This window comes from Lacticaseibacillus jixiensis (assembly GCF_042847315.1).
Taxonomy (GTDB): Bacteria; Bacillota; Bacilli; order Lactobacillales; family Lactobacillaceae; genus Lacticaseibacillus; species Lacticaseibacillus jixiensis.
Genome location: NZ_BAAFPR010000005.1, coordinates 21,582 through 44,495, shown reverse-complemented (window position 1 = coordinate 44,495; position 22,914 = coordinate 21,582). Strand labels below are relative to the sequence as shown.

22 protein-coding genes and 1 pseudogene are annotated in these 22,914 nt (G+C 53.1%); 5 read left to right on the top strand and 18 right to left on the bottom strand.

The features are described from left to right. Positions 1 to 58: 58 nt before the first annotated feature. A complete protein-coding gene (locus tag ACGG90_RS04415; RefSeq protein WP_390406350.1) occupies positions 59 to 733 on the top strand; it encodes an EAL domain-containing protein in 675 nt (224 codons plus the stop codon). Positions 734 to 831: 98 nt separating this feature from the next. Here the strand turns inward: ACGG90_RS04415 and ACGG90_RS04410 are convergent, their stop codons facing one another. After that, complete coding sequence (locus tag ACGG90_RS04410; RefSeq protein ID WP_390406348.1) at positions 832 to 1,140, bottom strand: metal-sulfur cluster assembly factor; 309 nt, start codon at positions 1,138 to 1,140, stop codon at positions 832 to 834. Positions 1,141 to 1,435: 295 nt separating this feature from the next. On the opposite strand from ACGG90_RS04410, the gene ACGG90_RS04405 reads away from it, so the two are divergent. Continuing rightward, the gene (locus tag ACGG90_RS04405; RefSeq protein ID WP_390406346.1) at positions 1,436 to 2,842 is read left to right on the top strand and encodes a C69 family dipeptidase; all 1,407 of its coding nucleotides are present in this window, start codon (positions 1,436 to 1,438) and stop codon (positions 2,840 to 2,842) included. Positions 2,843 to 3,197: 355 nt separating this feature from the next. On the opposite strand, the gene ACGG90_RS04400 is transcribed toward ACGG90_RS04405, so the two are convergent. The 3 genes from ACGG90_RS04400 to cls form a co-directional block, all read right to left on the bottom strand. Next, positions 3,198 to 3,494 (bottom strand): iron-sulfur cluster assembly protein, encoded by a 297-nt coding sequence (locus ACGG90_RS04400; RefSeq protein ID WP_390406343.1) that lies wholly within the window; start codon positions 3,492 to 3,494, stop codon positions 3,198 to 3,200. A gap of 457 nt (positions 3,495 to 3,951) precedes the next feature. Then, the gene (locus ACGG90_RS04395; protein WP_390406341.1) at positions 3,952 to 5,070 is read right to left on the bottom strand and encodes an AI-2E family transporter; all 1,119 of its coding nucleotides are present in this window, start codon (positions 5,068 to 5,070) and stop codon (positions 3,952 to 3,954) included. A 38-nt stretch (positions 5,071 to 5,108) separates the two neighbouring features. Further along, entirely contained in the window at positions 5,109 to 6,563 is a 1,455-nt protein-coding gene (cls, locus tag ACGG90_RS04390; protein ID WP_390406339.1) for a cardiolipin synthase, read from the bottom strand. Positions 6,564 to 6,669: 106 nt separating this feature from the next. Between cls and ACGG90_RS04385 the strand changes: the two genes are divergently transcribed. Further along, positions 6,670 to 7,743 carry an oxidoreductase gene (locus ACGG90_RS04385; protein ID WP_390406336.1) on the top strand — a complete coding sequence of 358 codons (1,074 nt, stop codon included), beginning with the start codon at positions 6,670 to 6,672 and terminating at the stop codon, positions 7,741 to 7,743. 223 nt (positions 7,744 to 7,966) lie between these two features. On the opposite strand, the pseudogene ACGG90_RS04380 reads toward ACGG90_RS04385, so the two are convergent. Further along, a pseudogene (locus ACGG90_RS04380) lies at positions 7,967 to 8,523 on the bottom strand (ECF transporter S component). Positions 8,524 to 8,547: 24 nt separating this feature from the next. Next, the gene (locus ACGG90_RS04375; RefSeq protein ID WP_390406334.1) at positions 8,548 to 9,390 is read right to left on the bottom strand and encodes a PfkB family carbohydrate kinase; all 843 of its coding nucleotides are present in this window, start codon (positions 9,388 to 9,390) and stop codon (positions 8,548 to 8,550) included. 225 nt (positions 9,391 to 9,615) lie between these two features. On the opposite strand from ACGG90_RS04375, the gene ACGG90_RS04370 reads away from it, so the two are divergent. Next, complete coding sequence (locus tag ACGG90_RS04370; RefSeq protein ID WP_390406332.1) at positions 9,616 to 10,299, top strand: DUF554 domain-containing protein; 684 nt, start codon at positions 9,616 to 9,618, stop codon at positions 10,297 to 10,299. Here the strand turns inward: ACGG90_RS04370 and ACGG90_RS04365 are convergent. The 10 genes from ACGG90_RS04365 to ACGG90_RS04320 form a co-directional block, all read right to left on the bottom strand. Then, positions 10,252 to 10,995 carry a glycosyltransferase family 2 protein gene (locus ACGG90_RS04365; protein ID WP_390406330.1) on the bottom strand — a complete coding sequence of 248 codons (744 nt, stop codon included), beginning with the start codon at positions 10,993 to 10,995 and terminating at the stop codon, positions 10,252 to 10,254. The two genes, ACGG90_RS04370 and ACGG90_RS04365, sit on opposite strands and share 48 nt — an antisense overlap. Before the next feature lie 426 nt (positions 10,996 to 11,421). Continuing rightward, positions 11,422 to 12,255, bottom strand: coding sequence for an aminoglycoside 6-adenylyltransferase (locus ACGG90_RS04360; protein WP_390406327.1), 834 nt, complete (start codon positions 12,253 to 12,255; stop codon positions 11,422 to 11,424). Next, positions 12,252 to 14,246 carry a KUP/HAK/KT family potassium transporter gene (locus ACGG90_RS04355; protein WP_390406634.1) on the bottom strand — a complete coding sequence of 665 codons (1,995 nt, stop codon included), beginning with the start codon at positions 14,244 to 14,246 and terminating at the stop codon, positions 12,252 to 12,254. Before ACGG90_RS04355 ends, ACGG90_RS04360 begins: the two co-directional genes overlap by 4 nt. A 1,012-nt stretch (positions 14,247 to 15,258) precedes the next feature. Next, on the bottom strand, positions 15,259 to 15,741 hold the full coding sequence (locus ACGG90_RS04350; protein WP_390406324.1) for an Asp23/Gls24 family envelope stress response protein: 483 nt from the start codon (positions 15,739 to 15,741) through the stop codon (positions 15,259 to 15,261). A 19-nt stretch (positions 15,742 to 15,760) separates the two neighbouring features. Beyond that, positions 15,761 to 16,144, bottom strand: a complete 384-nt coding sequence (locus tag ACGG90_RS04345; RefSeq protein WP_390406631.1) for an Asp23/Gls24 family envelope stress response protein — start codon at positions 16,142 to 16,144, stop codon at positions 15,761 to 15,763. A 40-nt stretch (positions 16,145 to 16,184) separates the two neighbouring features. Continuing rightward, on the bottom strand, positions 16,185 to 16,379 hold the full coding sequence (locus tag ACGG90_RS04340) for a hypothetical protein (RefSeq protein ID WP_390406322.1): 195 nt from the start codon (positions 16,377 to 16,379) through the stop codon (positions 16,185 to 16,187). Between the two features lie 16 nt (positions 16,380 to 16,395). Beyond that, positions 16,396 to 16,923 carry an alkaline shock response membrane anchor protein AmaP gene (gene amaP, locus ACGG90_RS04335; RefSeq protein WP_390406319.1) on the bottom strand — a complete coding sequence of 176 codons (528 nt, stop codon included), beginning with the start codon at positions 16,921 to 16,923 and terminating at the stop codon, positions 16,396 to 16,398. 12 nt (positions 16,924 to 16,935) lie between these two features. Then, positions 16,936 to 17,202 (bottom strand): GlsB/YeaQ/YmgE family stress response membrane protein, encoded by a 267-nt coding sequence (locus ACGG90_RS04330; protein WP_390406316.1) that lies wholly within the window; start codon positions 17,200 to 17,202, stop codon positions 16,936 to 16,938. A 209-nt stretch (positions 17,203 to 17,411) separates the two neighbouring features. Continuing rightward, positions 17,412 to 17,576, bottom strand: a complete 165-nt coding sequence (locus ACGG90_RS04325) for a hypothetical protein (protein WP_390406314.1) — start codon at positions 17,574 to 17,576, stop codon at positions 17,412 to 17,414. Positions 17,577 to 17,655: 79 nt separating this feature from the next. Continuing rightward, positions 17,656 to 18,102 (bottom strand): helix-turn-helix transcriptional regulator, encoded by a 447-nt coding sequence (locus ACGG90_RS04320; protein WP_390406312.1) that lies wholly within the window; start codon positions 18,100 to 18,102, stop codon positions 17,656 to 17,658. A gap of 233 nt (positions 18,103 to 18,335) precedes the next feature. Between ACGG90_RS04320 and ACGG90_RS04315 the strand changes: the two genes are divergently transcribed. Beyond that, entirely contained in the window at positions 18,336 to 19,079 is a 744-nt protein-coding gene (locus ACGG90_RS04315; RefSeq protein WP_390406628.1) for a TerC family protein, read from the top strand. Positions 19,080 to 19,149: 70 nt separating this feature from the next. On the opposite strand, the gene pepI is transcribed toward ACGG90_RS04315, so the two are convergent. Together pepI and ACGG90_RS04305 are read right to left on the bottom strand one after the other, a co-directional pair. Continuing rightward, the gene (gene pepI, locus ACGG90_RS04310; RefSeq protein ID WP_390406310.1) at positions 19,150 to 20,028 is read right to left on the bottom strand and encodes a proline iminopeptidase; all 879 of its coding nucleotides are present in this window, start codon (positions 20,026 to 20,028) and stop codon (positions 19,150 to 19,152) included. 931 nt (positions 20,029 to 20,959) lie between these two features. Next, complete coding sequence (locus ACGG90_RS04305; RefSeq protein WP_390406307.1) at positions 20,960 to 22,891, bottom strand: GTP-binding protein; 1,932 nt, start codon at positions 22,889 to 22,891, stop codon at positions 20,960 to 20,962. Positions 22,892 to 22,914 lie beyond the last annotated feature (23 nt).

Below are 22,914 nucleotides of genomic sequence, written 5' to 3'. Positions count from 1 at the left end.
TGGGTTAAGATTGTCATGCTTAATGGTAATGCAGTCTGTTTCACGGGGGACCATAATCATGGATACGTTCTATGGACAACCGAAATTCTTATTATCCGCTTTAGATGCTAACGCTGTTGGCTATGAGCTGCTGATTCGGCGGCATCACAACGGGCAATGGCTGTTGCCAGAAGACTTCACGAAGCTGCCGTCAGAGCAGTTTGAAGTCTTATTACAACAGGCCTTGCAGGTCATGCCTGCGACCATCACCGCGGTTTCTTTCAATTTGGAGCGCGTGCATTTTGTGGACCCGCAATATTTGGCGATGGTTTCGCATGTGCAAGCCAGCACCCCGATCCAGTTGACAGTTGAGCTGACGGAACGCCATGATCCCACCATCGACAACACCAGGATCATCGAAGCGGCCAAGGCTTTCTTTGCCGCCGGGATCTCGGTATGCATCGATGACGTCGGTTCTGGGAATAACTTGCCTGGGCTGGTCGAAGCCATGACCCCTTATGTGACCAGCTATAAGTTTGGCTTGCAGAATCTGCGCATGTTCAACGACGACGCGGACTTGCGCGATCGGCTGGCATTTTGGGCCAAGCGTGCCGAAACCAGCCACAAGCGCTTTGATGTGGCCGGCGTCGAATCCTTAGACGACATTGCGTATTTGCAGGACCTGCATGCTTGCACCTATGTTCAAGGCTATTACTTCGGCCAGCCGGTACCACTGCAAACTGAGAATTTATAAGCATCAACCAAAAAGGTCAACTGCCACCGAAATTCGCTTCGGTGACAGTTGACCTTTTTGGTTGAGAAATTTCAAAACGGCACGCTTGATGGTGCGATTTAGTGAATGCCGAGCATGATCTTGGCTTGACGCGACAAATTATCGACCGACCACGCTGGTTCCCAAACTAAGTCGATCTTGACAGATTCGACTTCATCCAAGTGCATCAAGGTGCTTTCGATATCTTCTGACAGCATATCTGACAGCGGGCACCCCATGATCGTCAAGGTCATCTTCACTGTACATACTCCGTTGTCATCTAACTTGACATCATAGATCAAGCCTAAGTCCACGATATCGACGCCTAACTCCGGATCGATCACCTGTTCAAGCGTTTCAAGTGCTTTGTCTTTGAATGTTTCGTCCATGTTGTCCACCTCCTGATCATACACCTGCGTATTAGAGCTATTATAACCCGCAATCTGCGCTATTGCCACCATCCAAACCTGTCGTGGCCTGTCGCAATTCTTGCTTATGCCGTCACTGCGCGGCACAAGATCAATTTAGACGCGATGATATTGGGCAATTGTGATGTTGGCGTCATCTCGCCTTATATCCACCGCCAAGTGCGGGCCGCTGCGCTTTGGTTTGCTAAAATCGTTTTGCGCCGCTCTTGTTGGTTGGACTACAATGAAACTATCTTAGATAAAAGGACTGAGCATTGTGACAGAATATCATCATGGATCTTGCACCACCGTATTAGTTGGCAAGAAAGCGTCAATCGACGGCTCGACCATCATCGCTCGCAACGAAGACGGCTATGCGCCTTTAAACTTCGAGAAGTTCGCCTTGGTACAGCCCAAAGACCAGCCGCGCCATTACCAAGCCAAATTAAGCAAGTTCCATATCGACTTGCCTGATGATCCGTTGCGCTACACCGCGACACCAGATGTTGAAGAAGCACATGGCTTCTGGTGTGCTGCCGGCATCAACAGCGAGAACGTCGCCATGACCGCCACGGAAACCACCACCACTAATTCTCGTATTCTTGGCTTAGATCCTTTGGTCAAAGACGGCATCGGTGAAGAGGACCTTACCGCTATCACCTTGCCATACATTCGCTCTGCTAAAGAAGGCGTCGCACGCCTTGGAGCGTTGCATGAAAAGTATGGCACCTATGAAACTAACGGGATCGCCTTTTCTGATGAAGATGAAGTGTGGTATTTTGACACGATTGGCGGCCACCACTGGGCTGCTGTGCGCATCCCAGACGACGCGTATGTGATCGCCCCCAACCGCTTCAACATCGACTGGTTTGACTTTGATTCCGATGACACCATGTGTTCTGCGGATCTGAAACAGCTGATCGATGACAACCACCTCAACCCAGACCGCAAAGGCTACAACTTGCGCCACATTTTTGGCTCGGCAACGCCTAAAGACACCCGCTACAACAACCCGCGGGCTTGGTTTGGCCAGAAATACCTCACACCAGACGTTGAGCAATCCCCGATCGATCAAGACTTGCCATTCATCTGCCATGCCAACCGCTTGATCTCGATTGAAGACGTGAAGTTCATCGAATCTTCTCACTACCAAAACACGCCATATGATGTTTACGGCACCGGCACTGAAGCCCAACGCAAGCAATTTCGGCCGATCGGCATCAACCGCAACCAGGAACTGCACATCCTGCAGATCCGCTCCGACCAGCCTAAAGCATTAAAAGGCGTGCACTGGTTAGCCTTTGGTCCCAACACCTTCAACGCCGTCGTGCCATTCTACGCCAACGTCAACGACACGCCAGCAGCTTATCGCGACACGACCACTGAGTTTGATCCAAGCAGCATGTATTGGCTGACTTACTTGATGGCAACATTCGGCGATTACGACTTCAACTTGTTTGAAGATCAAGAAGACCTCTTCGAACAAAACACCGTCGCCGCTTGCCGCAAGCTGCAACACGCTGCTGATGCCCAAGCCAAAGACTTAGCTGACCCGGCTGAATACCTCACCCAAGTCAACGAGCAAATGGCTCAAGTGGCCATGAAACAAGCCACCCATCTCTTAGGCGAAATGGTCAAACTTGCCGCCCCACGCATGCAATTACAATTCACTTTGCACGACTAACCAAAGCGGAGTGGCGCGCTGTTAGCGGGTCAATTAGCCTAGCCCTCGTGCTTGCGGCGTACCTTGCCGCGAGTGCGGGGGCGTAGCTAATTGTACCCGCGTTGCGCCACGCAGCTCGACGATACCAAAGCGGAGCTGAGCGGGTTTAGCGATGTGGGTAAGCTGGCCTGAGTCAATGGCGGGCTTTGCCATGGACTCGGGACAGCTTACCTACAATCGCGTTGCTCAGCGCAGCTCGACGACCAGAGCGAAGCAGCCCGCTGTTAGCTGACTTGCGCCAACTCACTAACGACAAAAAATCCCGCTGTCCCCAGTTTTAGAGGGCAGCGGGATTTATTTTGCTTGAAGCGCACGCTTACGCTTCGCCGTTGAGCAAGGCTTTGAGCTTCATCACTAAGCGTACCGGTGGCCAGATCATGTTGATGGTCACTTGATCGACGCCAGGCAATTCGCGCAGCTTATCTGAGATCTGCTCGCCAACTGCCGGTTGAAGCGGCCGACCCCAAACGGAATCCGGCATGGTAACGACACAACTGCCGTCATCAAACACTTCTACCTTATTGATCAGCCCTAGGCGGACCACATCTTCGCCGAGTACCGGTTCGATCACATTCATGAGCTGCTTACGGGCCTGTTTCGTGATATCTGTCATCGTCCTCGCCCCTTCCTTATGCTTCTAGCATAACACAGGGAAAGCGTTTACCGACGTTTAAAATCAATAAGTTTCCTCATTGAACTCTTATCATTCACATTAAAGTGATTCAAAATAATGCAACATGCCCTATTCTTTATTATCAGTGATGCACCATGCTCAATCATGCCAAGAATCGCAGCTCATTGCAGGTATACCAATGTCTTCTGCCAACGCCTTGTCAGCTGAATCGGTTCAACCGCCATTGCCAAAGAGACCCCCAATCCATAACAAAACCATGAGATGTCCTCTCATCATTTTACGCAATTTAGGCTGATCGATCGACGCAGCCGTCGCTTTTTTCGGACGGCTCGAATGCAGCAAAATATCCGATGGCGAAAACCTTGCTGAAGTGACTTCGCAGCACAAAACCGCCAACCCACCGGCATCGAAGCTGGTGGATTGGCGGTTTTGTTCGTTATTCGAGTTTGCCTTCTTTACGCCAAGTGGCATTGCGCACCAAGCGATAAATCGTCGCCATCAGCGGCACCCCTAACAGCATTCCGATGATGCCGCCAAGACCGGAACCGATCGTGATCGCCGTTAAGACCAAGATCCCTGGCAAGCCGATGGAGCCGCCAACGACGCGCGGATAAATCAAGTTGCCTTCGATTTGTTGCAAGCACACCAGATAGATGATGAACAACACCGCTTGCATCGGACTCGACACCGCGATCAACACGAAGCCCACTGCCCCGCCGATGAAAGAACCTACCATCGGAATCAAGGCGGTCATACCGATCAACGCGCCGATCGACACGGCGTTGGGGAAGCGGAACAACAACATCCCCAACGCACACAAGGTGCCTAGAATGAATGCTTCGGTGACTTGGCCGACAATGAAGCTGGCAAACATTTGATTGGCCACATCCAACACATAGCGCACGCGCTGCATCAAACGGTGCGGGAAGAAAGCATCACACACCCGATTGAGCTTGCCGGCGATGCGCTCTTTGCCGCTGACCAAATAAATGGCAAAGGTGAACGACAAGATGAAGTTAAAGATCCCCGATGCCACATTGCCAAACAGCGAAATCGAGCTGGAGAACAGCCCAGACACGCCGCTGGAAACATACTTCATAATCTTTGACTGCAAGCTGGCCCAGTCGATTTTGGCGCTGGCCAGCTGCTTGGTCAAGGCATTGGCTTGATCGGATTTAGTCAGCCACTTGTTGAGTGCTTTAAGCGTTTGCGGCAAGCTGGAGAAGAAGCCATCGATGGCTGCGATAAACTGCGGCAATACCAAGTACAAGACGCCTGCAATGATCACCAAAATCAACACCACTGACACCAAAATCGCCAGCGGCCGCCGCAATTTCTGCGCCCAAGCGTGAGTGGCATGCGGCCAGAAATGTTTCTCCAAGCGCACACATAATAAATTGATACAAAAAGCCAACGCCCCGCCTAACACTAGCGGCAACGCGATGCTAAACACCGCGTGAAAGCCTTGCGCCAATTGAGCTGGATAAATCAAGCACACCAGAAACACCGCAGCGATCACAGCATATTTGATCAATTGTTTGTGAGTGATTTTCACATGTCTCCTCCTCGCATTATGCTTGTAGTATACCTTAATTACAAGATCGGTGACAACAAGCGCGAGAACGCTTGCTTAAAGCGCAGCCACCAAGACATATTCGCAAAGTCCGCCGGCGTGATCAAGGTTGAATCTTCGATATCATTCAAGAAGATCTCATGCAGCTGTTTGGCCACGTCGCTGCTGTAGATGAAGGCGTTGGCTTCGAAGTTCAGCTTGAAGCTGCGAAAATCCATATTCGCCGAACCGATGGACGAAATCGTGTCATCGATGGTGACCGTTTTGGCATGCAAGAAGCCTTTCTGATAGAAATAGATCTTCGCCCCGTCATTGGCCAATTGCCGCGCGTAATACTGCGTCGCGCGGTAGACAAAGGCGTGATCCGGCATATGCGGCACCATGATGCGCACGTCAACGCCGGCGTGGATCGCGGTGCGCAAAGCGTCTAACACCGAGTCATCAGGGATCAAATAAGGCGATTGGATATACAAGTGCTCCCGCGCCGAGTTGATCAAGCGCAAATAACCTAGCTTAATTTGTTCCAAGTCATTGTTCGGCCCGGAAGTAACAATCTGCATCAGCGTGTCGCCAAAGCCTGGATCATCTTTAGGCCAATGCGTCTGGTTAACATCCAGCTGATGGTCGGTGACCGTCGCGTCCCAATCTTGAATAAAATGCTGCTGCAGCGCCAAGGCCGCATCGCCTTCCAGCTTCAGATGCGTGTCGCGCCAATAGCCGAACTTCTTATCGCGGCCAACATATTGATCGCCAATATTAAACCCGCCGATATAGCCGGTCCAGCCGTCGATCACCACACTCTTGCGGTGGTTGCGGAAGTTCAAGCGGAAGTTCAGCTTGTTGGAGCGCACGCCTAAGAACGGCTCTGCATACCCGCCGGCATCGCGCAGCGGTTGAAAAAAGCGCGCCGAAGCCCCCATTGACCCCCAAGAATCATACAACACCCGCACATCGACACCATCTTTGGCTTTTGCCGTCAAGGTCGCTAAGATCTCGGCTCCCAGCTGATCGGCATAGAACGTATAGAACTCGACATACACATGATGTTTGGCATGGCGGATCTCTTGTTGCATATCGGCAAACAATTCATTGCCATCGGTGAAAATGGCAGTTTGGTTGTTGTTGGTGACGAAGGCCGAATTGATGTCTTGAAACAAGGTGACCATATTCTTCACCGAGGCCACATCATGCGTGTCGCTTGGTGCATAAGGCGGAATAGCGGCTTGTTGTTGCCGCAGCGCTTCAGTTAATTCGGCATTAGGCTGCGAACGGATCTTGGTCAATTGTTGATGGGTCAATTTGCGGCCCAAGAACGCATACAACAAGAACCCGATCACCGGCAGGAAGTTTAACACCAACAGCCATGCCCAAGTCGCGGCAATATCGCGCTTCTCGCGAAATACGGTGATGATCGCGCCGATCGTGTTCAACAGTATGATCGCCGAAATGAGCCACTTGATCGTCGTCCAGTCCATAAGTCCTCCTAAATAGTGCGTTTGCTAATAACGTACCGCATTATTCGCACAAAACAAGTCCCTTATCGCAATTGTCGCGGTAAAATGAACCACAGGAGGTGTCTTTATGCCACAATTACTCGATCCATTCCCACTCACCAAAAATATCACCTTGCCAAACCGCATCGTCATGGCGCCTACTACCACCAAAGGCGCCACGGTCAATGGCACCGAAACCGATGCCGATATCGCGTATTACCGCCGGCGCAGCCAAGCGGCCGGCATGTTGATCACCGGCGCCGGCTTAGTTGATCCGCTAGGCGAGAAGTTCTCTTACCAATTAGCCTTAGATGACGATAGTAAATTGCCTGGCTTAACCAAGTTGGCAAAGGCTTGCCATGCTCACGGCAGCGTGGCGATCGCCCAGTTATATCACGCCGGCGTCAACGCTAATATCGCATATCAGAAATTCGGCAAATGCGTCGGCCCCAGCGCCAAAAGTTTCCATCAACTCGATCACCCAGTGACCGAGCTAAGCGACGCCGACGTTGAAGCTGTCATTGGCCGCTTTGCGCAAGCGGCCAAGCGCGCCTTGCAAGCCGGCTTTGACGGCGTGGAATTACATGGCGCTTATGGCCATTTGATTCAGCAATTCTTCTCCCCTTACTCCAACCATCGTAGTGGCAAATTTGCCGCCGGGCCGGCATTTGCTTTGGCGGTATTGGCTGCGGTTAAAGCTGCGGCTCAAGCAGTTGGCAAACCCGACGCCGTGATCGGCTATCGGCTGACCCAAAGTGAAACCCACGCAGATGGCGTGGGCTACACCATTGCCGATACCTTAAAGTTAGTCGATCAATTATGCACTGCTGGCATCACCTATATTCACGCCACTGAACCCACTGATGGTCAAGCGCTGCGCGACGCCATCGCTTCTCGCGCGGCGTTTATCTATGTGCCAGGTGCTACTGATTTGGCGCAAGCGCAAGCCGGCTTGGAATATGGTGATTTAGTGGCGATGTCGCATGCGATCGTCACCGAGCCGGATTTTGCCAAGAAGCTGGCAGCCGGTGAAGCTGATCAATTGCATTTTACCATCACCAGTCGCAGCCAAGCCGAAGACTTGGCGTTGCCGCCGCGGATGATCCCGTGGCTATTAGGCAACGGCCCGACGATTGCTGGGATGCAGCATATCAACGATTAATATTTAGCGTGGCGCACACGCTTTTGTCATTTGGATTCGTGCCGCACGCTGTGATATCATGAGGGCATAAAAAGAGCGGTGTGCTGTGAACACACCGCTCCGTGCAGGCCGTTAAAGACGGCTGGCATTCAGATTAAAGACAGCAAGATCGTCAACTTCGGCCAAGAAAATCAAAGCGCCCCATCCACCAAACTTTCGGTGAATGGGGCGCTTTTAGTATTCGTTACTGCAACACACGCTTAAAAGCGCCGCGCAAGGCAAAATACAGAATCGGCACGATGATCGCCAAGGACACGGCATTGATCGCCGCACTCAGCAAGCTAAAGAAGCTGCAACGACAGCAACATTGAAGCTGGTGCCCACCATCAGCGCTTCCACCACCGTCACCAAATACGAGGTGATGACCTTGGTGATCCCAGCCAGCACCGAGATCGTCACGATTTGCTTGGTGCCTAACAACCCCTGCTTATCGCGCAAAGCTTTGAACAAGCTGGAGACGACTACCGCCATCACCGCGCATTCCAACACCGTCAGCCAACTGGTGGCGGCGTAACCGTTAAGCAAGTCAAAGCCGCCTAAGCCAATGGCCGAAGCCACGAACCCATAAGGCCCGCCTAGAAACAAAATGGCCAAAACCATCAACGTGTTGCCAAAATGAATAAATGGCTTGCCGACTAAAGCCGGCAGCGGGATCCGCAACAGCGAGATCCCAATAAAAATAATTGCTGCAAACAAACCCGTCAGGATCAGTTTGCGTAAATTTGAATGACGTTGCATCATTTACTCTCCTTCAATATAGTTCTTCTAACGTGGATCCAGTTGGCCCAACAGCCAAGGCAGCGCGGCCATATAGTTGACGCCAAAGCGCACGTCGCTTGCTTGTGCCCTGGTACGGGCAATGCCCATGCCCACGAACTGCTGCGCCAAGTCGCTGGCCGCACGCAGCGACCAGCGCCGCATCAACGCCCCGCACAAGACACTGGCGAAAATGTCCCCGGTGCCAAAGTAATGCCCTGGCTGCGCCTGGACTTCTTGCAGCCAAGGCGTTTGGCCAACCACTTGGCCCACGATTGCTAACCCTTTTGGCGCAATTGCCACTCCGGTCAGCACCACCGCCACTTGATAGCGGGCCACTAACGCTTGCACCAACTCATAGGCAGCATGCGGCGTTAAGCGCGCGTCAGTTGGCGTTTGGTCCAACAATAACTGCGCTTCTGTGGCGTTAGGCGTGATCACTGTGGCTTGACGCACCAAATCTTGCATGGCAGCGACATAATCGTGATCAAAGCCTTGATACAACTGGCCATGATCGCCCATCACCGGATCGATCACCCGCACAGGCACGGCTGCAAACGTCGGCAGTGCCTGGCGCCATTGCGTCAACGCATGCTGGCCCAGATAGCCAAGCAGCAAGCCGCTGGGTTTTAGGTTTAACGTTTGCCAATGCGCCAAGATCGCCGGCATTTGATCAGCCAAGTCCAGATACGTGTTAGCGCCTAAGCCGCCAGTGTGCGTCGACAACAGCGCAGTCGGCAGAATGTAAGGCGCATAATCCATGGCGGCCAGCAACGGCAACGCCACGCCCATGGAGACTTGCCCGATGCCGGACAAGTCTTGGCTAATGATGACACTAGGTTGTGCTGACATGACAGGCCCCTTTCTGCGTGCCCCTAATTGTAGAAGAATCCAGTTCAGATTGGAAGTGCTAATGCACAAAATCCGGATAACTTCTTGTCACCCGTCAAAAAAGCTGCGCATTGTTCGGCTTTGCGCAGCTTAACCACTCATCTGGCATCTGCCAACTCAAGATCCACCTCAACGCAACCGGCCCACTTATGGTAAAGTTAGCTTATCTGTAATTGGAGGCGGCTTATGCTAGGCACAATTTTTAACACCGCAATGATCATCTTAGGTTCAACTTTAGGCGCGCTGTTCAAACGCGGACTCAAAGCCAGCACCCATGACATGTTGATGCAGGCATTAGGCTTGGCGGTGATCGTCATTGGCTTAAACACCACGCTCAGCCACATGAGCGCCAGCAAATATCCGGTATTGTTCATCGCCAGTCTCGCCATTGGCGCCTTCATCGGCAGCAGCTTGCGCCTAGATGACCGCTTCAGCGCCTTATTGGCCCGCTTCAAAGGCCAAGCAGGATTAGCGCAAGGCTTAGCCACAGGCATTCTGCTCTATTGCATCGGCACCTTGTCGATTGTCGGGCCGATCACCGCAGCGCTCAAAGGCGACATCACCATGTTGTTGACCAACGGCATGCTGGATGCAGTGACATCCACGGTGTTGGCGGCAAGTTTTGGCATCGGCATGATCGCCGCGGCGCCGGTGTTGTTCTGCTGGCAAGGCAGCATCTACTTGCTAGCCAAGCTGTTAGCCGGTTCGATTTCCAATAGCATGCTCACCGAATTGTCCATTGTCGGCGGCGTGTTGATCTTAGCCAGCGGCATTTCGATTCTCGGTCTCAAGCCGATCAAAACCCTTAACCTCTTACCGGCGTTAGTGGTGCCGATCGTGGTCGTGGCCATTATTCAAATGTTCGCCTAAGCGGCTGATCTTGGCAAAAACCTCATCTTCTTGCGCCCGCATCCCCCAAGTTGCCGAATGGATCGTACTGTTGGGGCGCGTCACTTTGGTGTAGCGCAAAGTCGGCTCAAACCAATAGCTGCCAGCATTTGCCGCCACAAAACTCGCCGTGAACCAGTAATCTTCGGCAATGGCCAACTGTTCATCAAAGCGCAGCGCCCCAATGGCCGTCCGCGCAAAAGCCTTGTTCCACACATAGCCGCCGACTTGAGTGCCGTGATGGCTGACTTGTTCAAACATCGTGCGCTGATCCAGCTGCTGCCAGCGGCCGTGGCGCGGGGCGCCGCCGCCCCACCATTGATAGCCGACAGTTACCGCCGCCACTTGCGGCTGCATGGTGAAGCCGGTGTACATCGTTTCAACATAATCGGCCGCCAAACGGTCATCGCCGTCAACAAAAGCCACAATGTCGCCAGTCGCTTGTTCAAGACCAAAGTTGCGCGCGGCCCCGATGCCTGAGTGATGCGGCAAAGCTTCGGCATGCCAGTTGGGGATGCCAGCGACAAAACGCTGCGCTTGGGCTAAGGTATCATCGCTTGAGCCGTCGTCAACGAGCCACAGTTCGAATTCAGCGGTTTGATCCGCTACCGTTTGCAACATCGGTGCCAGGTACTTGCCAAGTTGATACATGGGAACGATTAATGAAAGACGCGTCATACTGACCCCTCCTTTATGGTGAGTTCAGTATGACGCGTCTCTTAGTATCTCGTCAAAGTTTTTGCAGAAAGCTTGGCAGGCCGGGAATTCAGTGCGGTGCCGGCTCGTGGGGGCAGCAGGTCGGCGCAGGCGGTGCGGCCGTCTTCAACCGCGCAAAGTACGCGCGTTTTACGACTAAGTTTCAAGCCCCGCCTCGCTGCGCTCAACGCGGGTCTTGAAACTTGCCGCGTGTGCAGGCTGGGAAGCCTCACATCTCGCTGCGCTGCGCTTGCGTCGACGCGAGTCTTCCTAGCCAGCACACGTTTCACAGCCTGACCGACCTGCTGCCCCCACGAGCCTTCGCTATCTAAAATATGTCACTTACCTTGGCGATCATTGGTGTTTTTAATGTATTTCTCCCACGCCTGCTACTTATGCCAGGCAACTCTAGCCCAACCAATCACGCAGTTGTGCCAAAGCTGGTACCAGTTCACTTGGCACCGGATACCCACAGCCATTGGCCACAGCGACGCTAGCAGCTTCAGCCAGGTCCAAGACCTGCGCTAAGCTGTGTGCGGTATCCGCCAAGCTGGCTTGCGCATAGCTGTTAGCCAACATTTGCCGCTGGTTGCGTTCAAGGGCTTCTGGCAGGTGCTTGTAACAAGCACCTGCATCAAAGTCGCTATGATCAAGCGCCACTTGCCAAGCCAATAAGCGCAATAATTCTGAGCGCACATGCAAGTTGAGCATTTCATTGGCATAAAGCAATTGCTGACGGTGCAAGCCTTTAGCGACATTGCCGGCACACCACAACAATTCATTGACACTATCTGCGAATTCTTCAGCTGTTGGCAGCTGCACGGCGTGGGTTTGAGCGCTAGTAGCCCGCGGCGTTACGGCGCCTATGCCAGCTTGCCACACCAAGGTGTTCAAGCTGTCAGATGCCAAGTATGCGTCAATGTCTGCTGCTGGTGCGAATTTCCAATCGATGCGCTGGGTTTTGGCGTAGCGCACCAGATAGGTGTCCCAAATCGCGGAACTTGGGCCAAACATGTCTTGGTTCAACAAGTGCTGCACGATCACCGGCGCACCAAAAGCGGTGATGTACGCCTGCTTATCGATCGTTGCGTCGGTTTTGACGAAAATGGTCACATCCAGATCCGACCATTCGTCGGCCTGAAGTGCAACATCATTCAACGCGCCTTCGGTACCAATTGCCGCCACCGCCGGATCTTGGGCGGCTTGGGCGATGATCGCGGCTAAGTCTTGTTGTGCACTCATGCTTTGGGCCCTTTCTTGGTATTCTTGATTTCACCAACGCGGAAGTGCGGCTGGATCGGACTGGTGATAAACAGCGGCACTGTTTCTTCGATCACATTGGCAAATTCCAAGCCATACCATTGCGCCGGAGTGGTGGTGATATTTTGCATCCACAAACGGCCGGAAATGATGCGCTTTTGCCAATTGGGAATGTTGCTGGCGGCCATGAGTCCGGCTGAGCGTTCGCCGATGATGACGAATTGAAAATCCCCAACGCGGCGGTTCTTCATGGTGGAATACGTTGGCGCTTGCGGCTTGATGGCATGCACATCCAACAAGTCGTTAATGATCTGGCGAATGTAGACATTGACGTGTTGTGAGCGGCGGAAGCCCAGATACAACTGGACGGATACCACATTGTCAGTGCCTAACATGTCCACCGTGTAGCGAATGTCCCAAGGCGTGTCAGTTTCATTAACCGTGACAAACCAATAAACCTGCGCGCGCTTGGGCTGTTTATCCAAAATCGAATACATCGTGGTGCGCTTAAGCCGATAGCCGGATTTGACCTTGGTCATGTACACCAAATTGGTGGTCAACAGCGGGTACTCGTCATCATCAGCTAACGCCTGCAACTGATCAACATAATCCGTTAATACCACATATTCGGATTCGTCTTGATATTGTTCGCGGAACTTGTTGCCGAAATACCACACCACCATGATCCCCAAAATCACCAACATGATCACCAAGGTGACATAGCCGCCTTTGATGAATTTGGTGAGGCTGGCCACCAAGAAAATCGCTTCGATCACGCCGAAGAACCCGGCAATCAAGCTGGCCCGCAATCTGGAGCCGCGCGCAGAAAGAAATTCAAACAGCAACAGCGTCGTCATCAACATGGTGACCGTGATGGCCAAACCATAAGCGGCTTCCATATGCTCTGAAGTCTTGAAGAACCACACCACGCCTAAGGTCACGGCACACAAGAACCAGTTGATCAAGCCAATATAGATCTGGCTGCGGGTGTCGTTAGGGTGTTTGATGCGCATTTTGGGCAGGAACTTCAAGCCCACCGCTTCGTTGACCAAGGTAAAGGACCCGGTGATCAACGCCTGGCTGGCAATGATCGCCGCCAATGTCGCCAAAACAATGGCCACCGGCCGAAAGCCGCTTGGCAGCATTTGATAAAACGGGTTGATCGTCGTTAAGTTGCGATACGCCGCATCTTGGGCGTGTTGCAGCAACCAGGCGCCTTGGCCGAAGTAATTGAGCATCAATGCCAAATACACAAACGGCCAGGTGCGATAGATGTTGCCTTTGCCGACGTGGCCCATGTCCGAGTACAACGCCTCAGCCCCAGTCGTCGCCAAGAAGATACTGCCTAATAAGAAAATGCCCACCTTATTGTCCGGGCTAAACAAAATCGCCACGGCATAAGTTGGTGACAAGGCCTTTAAGATGCTCAAGTTAGTGGACAGATGCAACAACCCAGCCACCGCCATGAACGAGAACCACACCAGCATCACCGGCCCAAACAGCTTGCCGATGCTGGCGGTGCCGAACTTCTGGATCAAGAAGATGCCGAAGATGATCACCGTGGCGATCACCATCACCACCAGCTGCGAGTCGCTAAATGTCCAATTGCCAAAATGCTGCCCTTTGAGCCCTTCAACCGCTGAAGTGACCGTCACCGCCGGCGTCAAGGTGCCATCGGCCAACAACGCCGCGCCGCCGACTAAAGCCGGCACCGCCAGCCACCGGCCGCGATGGCGCACCAAGGCGAACAGCGCAAAGATCCCGCCTTCACCATGGTTATCGGCTTTCATAGCGATCAGCACGTACTTAATGGTCGTCAATAACATCAAGGTCCAGAAAATCAACGACACTGAGCCGATGACATAGTCCGGCCGCACGGCGCCGACGCTTCCAGCGTCGCCGATGATGGCATTCATAACATACAGTGGGCTGGTCCCGATATCGCCATAGACGATCCCGATAGTGATCAGCATCCCTGCCAGACTCACGCGTTTTGCTTGTTTCCCCAAAAGTGTGTGCTCCTTCAATTTTTATCAAGAATTTTACTTTTAGCTTAGCATAATGCCTCGCCGCCTGAATTACAATTGTTCCAGTGTAATATCCGGCTTAGGACTGACGATTGTCACTTTGACATAAGGGGCCAGAAATGGCGACCGGGGGCGGCTGGGACTACGGCCAAATGGCGTGGAACGGGGTGGGCGGCGGCAGAGCTAACTTTGCGCCTGCGCTGCGCTTCGTTGCAAAGTGGATCTCTGCCACGCGCCTTCTTCTAGGCGCCTCCGCGCTACGCGCTCCGTTGCCAAGAAGAACGACACCCCTGACGCCATTTGGCCTCCGCCCCAGCCGCCCCCGGTCGCCATTTCTTCCAAAGTACGTTTCAGCATTCACTGTCATCGATCAAGAATGATTAAACCAACATGCTGGACGTAAACTCAATTAATTCAGTACGTCCGACGCTTCCCATGAAGTGATCCAATAAGAACAACTGGTTAGGCTTAGTTCACTGCGATTAATGACGAAGCACTGAGACCGACACAAGTCAGCAACAGCAATCGGCTGTATCAGAACCCTTTCAAGAACGTATGCCTTTGCCCATAATGCTCAGTAACACTCATCCATCTCATGAAACGCTAGAAAGTTTTCTGCGCAACGTCAACCGATATCTGCATAGTCTGGATCCCACTTCGAAGGAAACGACATCTGGCGGCCACATTGGGCGGAGGGCAGATGGCGTCAGGGGTGTCGTTGTTCTTAGCGTCGTAGCGCAACGCGCGGAGGCGCTTAGAACAAGGCGCGCGTCAGAGATCCACTCGACAGGCGCAGCGCAGCGGAGTTGTCGAGTTAGCTCTGACGCCGCCCACCCCGTTCCACGCCATCTGACCGGAGCCCAATGCGGCCGCCAGATGGCGTTTCCGGCCCGTATAGGCACCGCCTGGCTTCACCACAAAACACCCTTGCGCAAATGTTTACGCAAGGGTGTTTCACTTAACTCATTTGTGGCTGCGGCGTCTTGGCTTCTTCTTGCTTGGTGTCTTTATCCGCGTCTTGTTGGGCCTGCACTTCTTCATCAGTGAGCATGTCTTTAACCACTAACTTCACTTCTGTCACATCCATGCCGGTCATTTCCTTGACGTTCTTGCAAATCGCATCAGTTACCTGATCAAACACTTCCGGTGCCTTGGTGCCATATTTCATCACCGCATCCAACGCCACCGTCACGCGCTTGTCGTCTTCAATCGACACCGATACCCCTTTTTTGAGGTTATCCGTATTGCGGAAACGATCTGCCACGTCTGACAAGATATTGCCATGCAGATCTAAGACCCCATCGACTTCGCTGGCTGTTTTGCCCACGATTTTCTGGACCACATTGTCATCGAATTGCAGCTGCTTCTTGATGTCGTCATTTTGCTTCATTGTTTCGTCATGTTGCGGCTGGGTGTTTTGGTGTAATTGCTTGTTGTCCATTATTGCCTCCTCAGTCGTTCTAACGGTTCAATTTCTGCCATTCTGAGCGCGTCAACACATCGCTGACATGCAGGTTCAAGGTCACTAACTCCAAGCCGGTCATGTGCTTGACCGCGGCTTTGACCTTGGTGCACAGCATGTCAAAAATCACCTGCGCATCGACGTCATATTCGATCACCACAGTCATTTCGATGATCACTTGTTGCTCGCCGACGTCGACTTTGATCCCCTTGGTGATCCGTTCGTCACGGCCCAAGGTTTCTGAGACTTTATCGATCACGTTGCCGTCCATCGATAAGATCCCATCGACTTGCTGAGCACAAATTCCTGCGATTTTCTGCAGGACATAATCATCAAAACTCAAGCGACTGTTGGCTTTAAGGGTTTGTACGTCAGAGGTCATGGTTTCTTGCACTTCGCCACCTCCTTTAGGGTCAAACCAACTAGCGATCTTTCAAGCGGCGTTGGCCGTCTCTCAACCAGCCAGTCAAGAGGCCTTGATTGGCTCGGATGAAGGACTCAGCCGCATAACCTGCCGCAGCCAGCACGATCACCAACAGTGCACCGCCTAATCCCCATTGGAGAATGGCGGCGGCCAATACTGCCCCGAGGATCGCGCCGATGAGCCCTTTATGCATCATCATCACTCCTTGACTACAAGGCTTTGACGGTGCGGTCAGCGTGTTGCGCCGGGTGCAGCACCACTTTGACCTTCTTCACCGACACGCCGAGTAATTCTGTCACCTTCTGGATCACGGTGGCTTCGATTCGCTTGCCTTCTTCTTTCAAGTCGACGTTGCTGAGACTGTATGCTTCAACATTGACACTGGCTTCTTGGCGGCGTTGGTGCATTGCCACGTCCACATCCACGCCTTTAACAGCATGTTCTTGGGCGACGGCTTTGGCCACCGTGTTTGCGACGGCATCTTTGCTCAAGGCTAATTCGCCGCGCGCGTTGGGCATGCGCAAGTGGTTAGTGGTTGGCCGGCGGAAAATCGCCACCAACAACATCACCACAAACACCACGGCCACCACAGCCGTCAAGCCCAACATCACATACCGCAATGGCCCATACCAGCGTAAGAACCCGGCCACTGGCCAGAACCATAACGCCACTAGCGCCGCTTGCAACAAGCCAAGCACCGCCACAAAGCCGAGTCCGAGCTTAGTAATCGGTCGCATGATGCTGCCTCCTCAACTTGCACTGCGGCTCTTGCCTAACATGCCTAATACCAGTGACACCACGAATACCAAGACCACGGCGCCGATGATGGCTGGCAAAATCGCCATGCCGCCAACGACTGGCCCCCAGCTGCCAAGCAGGGACCCGCCGATCCAAGCACCTACCAAACCGGCCACGATGTTACCGATCCAGCCGCCTGGCATATCCCGACCGACGATCAACTGTCCGATCACGCCAATCACTGCGCCAACGATCAATACCCAAATCATGTGTAGCATCTTCTCCACCTCCTTGACTACGATAAAATAACATTGCAGCAGAGAGCAGCTTGCTATACCGGCTCAACTAAATCCCGGTATGACAACCTTTTCCCTAATTTAAGCATAACGAAACGGCCTTCTTGGTGTCAAACAATAACCAATGAGTTTTAGTGACGATACTTTTAACGCAAAAAAATAAGCATCCTCAGCAGATGCTTGTGCTGCCTTTACTTCGTCTGGTCGCCAGTGATTTCCAACATCAGTGCAGTCAGATCACAAACCGCGACGATGATAAACAACAGCGTGTGGACGGGCTTGGCCACGAAAAGACTCACCGCAGCCACGATCAGCAACAGATACAACGACACAACCAGCCAAATTTGCTTATTCATCATTCTCATTCAAGCAGGCAATCCCTGCTCGCGCCTTATTGGCAAATTAATCGTACCCCTAGAGTTTTGCTGGTGGCTGTCAATCGGCAATGGCCTGTTTGCCCAAAATATCCTTCAGCACCAACAAAGCGTCTTGTTGACTGTAGCTATAGTCGTGCCGCAGCGCCGCCAGCATATCGCGCAACCCGCTGGCATACGCTTGGGTGTCGACTGTCGCGGGGTAACTTGCCAACACAGGATATTTCTTGGCCCACAGCGCAGTCCAGTCCACCTTCTGCGCTGCAACATCAGATGTGTGCATAATGGTGTGTTCGATTTTATCAACGTCAATATCAAAGCTCACCAGCTTATCCAATGTCAATTCATAAAGATCGGCTAGTTGCTTTGATTGGTAGATATCCGGCAGGGTCTCATCGGTTTCCCACTTGGAAATCGTCTGCCGGCTCACCCCCAGATCCGCCGCGACCAGCTCCTGCGACAGCCCCGCCTTGCGCCGCGCGGCTGCAATGTTTTGTCCTAAGCTCATGGTGGTTCCTCCTCTTCAATATAGTTCCCACTTTACGCGCTGCCAGTCCTTGACGCCACCAACTATTCGCGACAATTATGCCCTGATTCTTAACGATATGCTGATTCAAGCTGTGGTGAAGTCGGCCATCGATGGCATGTTCATCTATCGGTACGAATTTTGTGCATTTTGGTACTGTTTTTAATCAAAATTTTAGTATAATGTAATTTAGCACGATCGAAGGAGGCCCCACTATCAACACGCTTATCAAACTCTACGCGCCATTCTTTTCCGCCAGCGACTGGCATGCGGCCATTATGACCGGCGCCGGCTTAATGACGATCTTAACTTTGGCGATCATGGAATGCCTATTGTCCGTCGATAACGCCGTCGTCTTAGCGGCACAGACCTCCAGCCTCGGCGACCCCAAGAAAGAACACTCCGCTTTGATGTGGGGCTTGTGGGGGTCATATATCTTGCGCTTCATCGCCATTGGCCTAGGCAGCTTCTTGATCAAATTCTGGATCATCAAAGCTTTAGGTGCCGCATATCTGCTATGGATGTCGCTGCATTTCTTCTGGGAACAACACGCGCCAAAACCTACTGAAGCAGGCGCCGCCCCCAAAAAGGTCCGCAGCTTCTGGGGCACGGTGGCCGCGATCGTCTTCTTGGATTTCGTCTTCTCCATCGACTCGATCTTGACGGCTTTGGCCATCGACAACAATCCGGTGATCGTCTTGATCGGCGGGATGATCGGGATCTTGGCTATGCGCTTTGTCGCCCAAGGCATGATCGTCTTGCTCGACAAGATCCCGGAACTGTTGTACATGGCTTATGTCTTGATCGCCTTTATCGCTTTCAAGTTAGGCTTAAGCGTGCCGGCTATTGGGATCGAAGTCTCCAACACCTTCTTTTCAATCTTCGTCTTGGTTGCTTTCATCGGCACCTTCGCCATTCACTATTGGCGGCAGAAGAAGCAGCCCAAACGCAACCGTTAATATTTGCTACATACTAGAAGAAGCCGGAACTGATGCGTTTAAGACATCAGCTCCGGCTTCTTTTATTGCGTTAGTCGTTCGCGTTAAGCCATTGATCCAGCACTTGAATAAACTCATCATGCTGGTCAAGCAAGGCCAAATGCCGCGAGTTGGCAAACAAATGCCACTTGGCGCCAGGAATGTGATCGACCACAGACTTGGCGATCAACGGCGTGCACAAATCGTCGGTACCGCTGGTCACCAGCGTTGGCACATGGATCTTGTACAGTTCATCGGTCAACTCAAAATCAGAAATCGTGCCGTTTTCGGTGAATTCGTTAGGGCCTTCTGCAATCAAGCTGGCGCGCTTGCCATTAGTGGCACGGCGCAGCGGCTCTGGTGAAGCCGGGGTTGGGTCATCCCAGCAATAACGCTCCATGTAGCGATCATTGGCCGCGAGGTATTTAACGCCGGTAAAGTCGCCGGTGCGCTCTGCTTCGGCAATCGCTTCTTGATCAACGCGATCCAAATACGAGATCAAGCGGTGCTGCTCCTTGGTCCACAAGCTGATCGAAGCTGGCGAGCCGTCGATCATCACACTCTTGATGCCTTGCGGGTCGTAATGGGTCAAGTAATACATCTCAAGCATCCCGCCCCAAGACTGGCCAAGCATGTGGATCTCGTCAAGGTGCAAATACTTGCGCAAGGCGACTAATTCATCGCCCCAAGTTTCTTTGACGTAGATACTTTCATCATCAGGCAGCGAAGACTTGCCGCAACCAACTTGGTCATACATGATCAACTGCCGACCAGTGGCTGCATAATCGTCGATCAATTCAAAATAATTATGTGACGAGCCTGGTCCGCCGTGGATCAGCAACAACGGTGCCTTGCCTGGGGTCTTCTCCCCAACGATGCGATAATATGTTTTAAAGCCGCGAAACGGCATGTAGCCTTCTTCGATTTTCATAGATGTACTCCTTTGAAACTTTGGCATGGACTTTAGCGCCACGCTTGCGCTGATCTGGATTTTCTACCGGTCCGGGCAGGGGCTGCTGCGCGTCGTGGGGATAGCGGGGTGGCGCAGGCGGTGCGGCCGGCTCCAACCACGCAAAGAGCGCGTGTTTTACGCCTAAGTTCAAAGCCAGGCGCTCGCTTCGCTCACCTGCCCGTCTTTGAACTTGCCGCGATCAGCACAGCAAGCCTTGCACAACCCGCAAGTCTTTCTGTGCTGATCGTTTCACGGCCTGACCACCCCGCTATCCCCACGACACTCCGCAACCCCTGTCCTACATCATGTAAACAAGTTAATGACTGGTCAGTTGGGTCGCTCTGGTTTACTCAAATGGCACAACGCATGTACCCAGGCTGTCCAAGCTCACGCATAAACTGTCATCCCATCTTGTATCAAACGGTAAGGATACTTTGCAACGCGGATCTGGTTAATCTAATGAGTAAATTATCACCTGACAATTTCTGCCCAGCCAGCCCACTTGACCAACACGAACGTAGTAGGACTGGTGGCGCGTTGTGGCGTGGGGCCAGCGGGTCGGTCAGGCCGTGAAACGTGTGGTGTCAAGCAAGACCCGCGTCGACGCAAGCGCAGCGCAGCTAGAGGCGAGGCTTGCTCGACACCACACGCGGCAAGTTTCAAGACCCGCGTTGAGCGCAGCGATGCGGGGCTTAATACTTAGGCGGAAACCACGCGCACTTTGCGGGGTTGCAGCCGGCCGCACTGCCTGCGCCGACCCGCTGGCCCCGCGTCGCAGCGCGCCACCAGTCCGGCCGCTAAGACCGCTTTGGGTACTTCGTCGAGCTCTGCAAAGCATCGCGGCGTGATATAAGTCGTGACGCCGCTTGGGCATAAACCGCCCAAACGTCATCCCGCCTTATATCCACCGCTAAGACCGCTTTGCGCCGCTCTGGTATGGGACATGGGCCATTTCTGGTAATCTGTCCCAACGCACTGGATAACCGGCACCGTGGGCGCAGAAGACAGAATCTGGGGTGTTGGCCACATCGGCCACTGGATCATAACCGCGCGCTTCAACGATCGCCGCTTGATCATGCGCGGGATAATACCCTGCCACCACCAACTCCAAGACACCTTGGCCATGGTTATACGTGCGCAAAGTGGCGGCGTAATGCTGCATCGCCGCCACCGGTGCACGGCCTGACAAAGTAGTGTTGGCTTCGCCGATCACTGGTGCCGCCATTTGTCCGCCCATTTGTTGAATATCCGTCATTGCGCGGCCGACAAACTCTGGTGCAAGGCTCAACTCAAAGTGATACCACGGCTCTAACAACTGACACTCACCAGCGGTTCTCAACACCATCAAGCCTTGGCGCAAAGCGCGCCACGTGGCTTCTTTGAAGTCGCCGCCGACAGAATGCTTGATGCTGGCGCGGCCGGACACCAAGGTGATATGCACATCGGTCAGCGGCGCGCCGACTAAGGTACCCAGCTGCGTTTTGGCGCGAAGGTTCTCAAGCACTTGATGTTGATAATTGCGTGTCAACATCTCCAGCGAACACGTGGAATCAATGGTCAAGCCGCTGTTTGGCGCGCCTGGTTCAAGCAGCAAGTGGACTTCAGCGTAATGGCGCAGCGGCTCGAAGTGGCCGGCGCCTTCTGCCGTGCCGGTAATGGTTTCTTTATACAACACGCTGCCCGCGTCAAATCCTACAGCCAAGGCAAAACGCGTCTTCAGCAATTGCGTCAATACTTCCAATTGGATCTGGCCCATTACCTGCACCTGCAACTCTTGCACCTGCTCGCGCCAAGTGACATGCAAGTTAGGGTCTTCGTCTTCCAACTCGCGCAAGGCCTTCAAACACGCGTGAATGTCTTCTTGTTGCGGATCCAACGCGTAAGTCAACACCGGCTGCATCACCGGTGCGGCAAGCTTGGGCATGCGACCTAACGCCATGCCGGGATGGGTATTGACCAATCCGGTCAACGCGCCGACTTGGCCGGCACCAAGTTCTGGTACGGTGGTGTATTTCTCGCCGTTATACACGCGCAATTCGTTGATCTTCTCGCCTGGCACCACCACTGCTTTAGGCTTGAGCCTGCCGCCGTACACCCGCACCCAACTGAGGCGTTCGCCATGCGGATCACGGGTGATTTTAAACACACGTGCGGCAAATTCAGCTTGCGGTGCCGGTTCCTGGGTGTAAGTGGCTAAACCGTCTAACAATTCGCCAATGCCATCCAGTTTCAGCGCTGCGCCCCAATACACGGGAAAAAGTTGGCGTTGGACGATGATGCTTTGCATCGTTTCAGCCGACAAAGTTTCCGTAGCCAAATAATCGTCCAACACCGCTTCATCCAACATCGCGATTTGCTCTTGGGCATCAGCGGCCGTCATGTCGATCGCACCTGGCGCCAGTTGGGCCTGCAATGCTGCGCTAATGGCAGTCTTGTCGACGCCTGGCGCGTCCATTTTGTTCACGAAGATGAACGTCGGCACCTGATAATCTGCCAGCAAATGCCACAACGTGCGCGTGTAGCCGGTGACGCCATCACCTGCTGCCACCACCAAAATCGCGTAATCCAGCACCGACAACACTTGTTCAGTTTGACTGGCAAAATCCACATGTCCTGGCGTGTCCAACAAAGTCACCGCCAACTCGCCATAGTTAAAGCGCGCCTGATGCGAGAAAATGGTGATGCCGCGCGCTTTCTCCAAGGCGTCAGGATCTAAGAACGCCGTGCCGTTATCCACGCGGCCTAACTCACGGCGCGCGCCAGTGTGATACATCAAAGCTTCTGATAAGGTCGTTTTGCCTGCGTCGACATGGGCGACGATGCCTGCGGTGATTTGTTTCATGGTGAGTCCTCCATTTGTCTTTC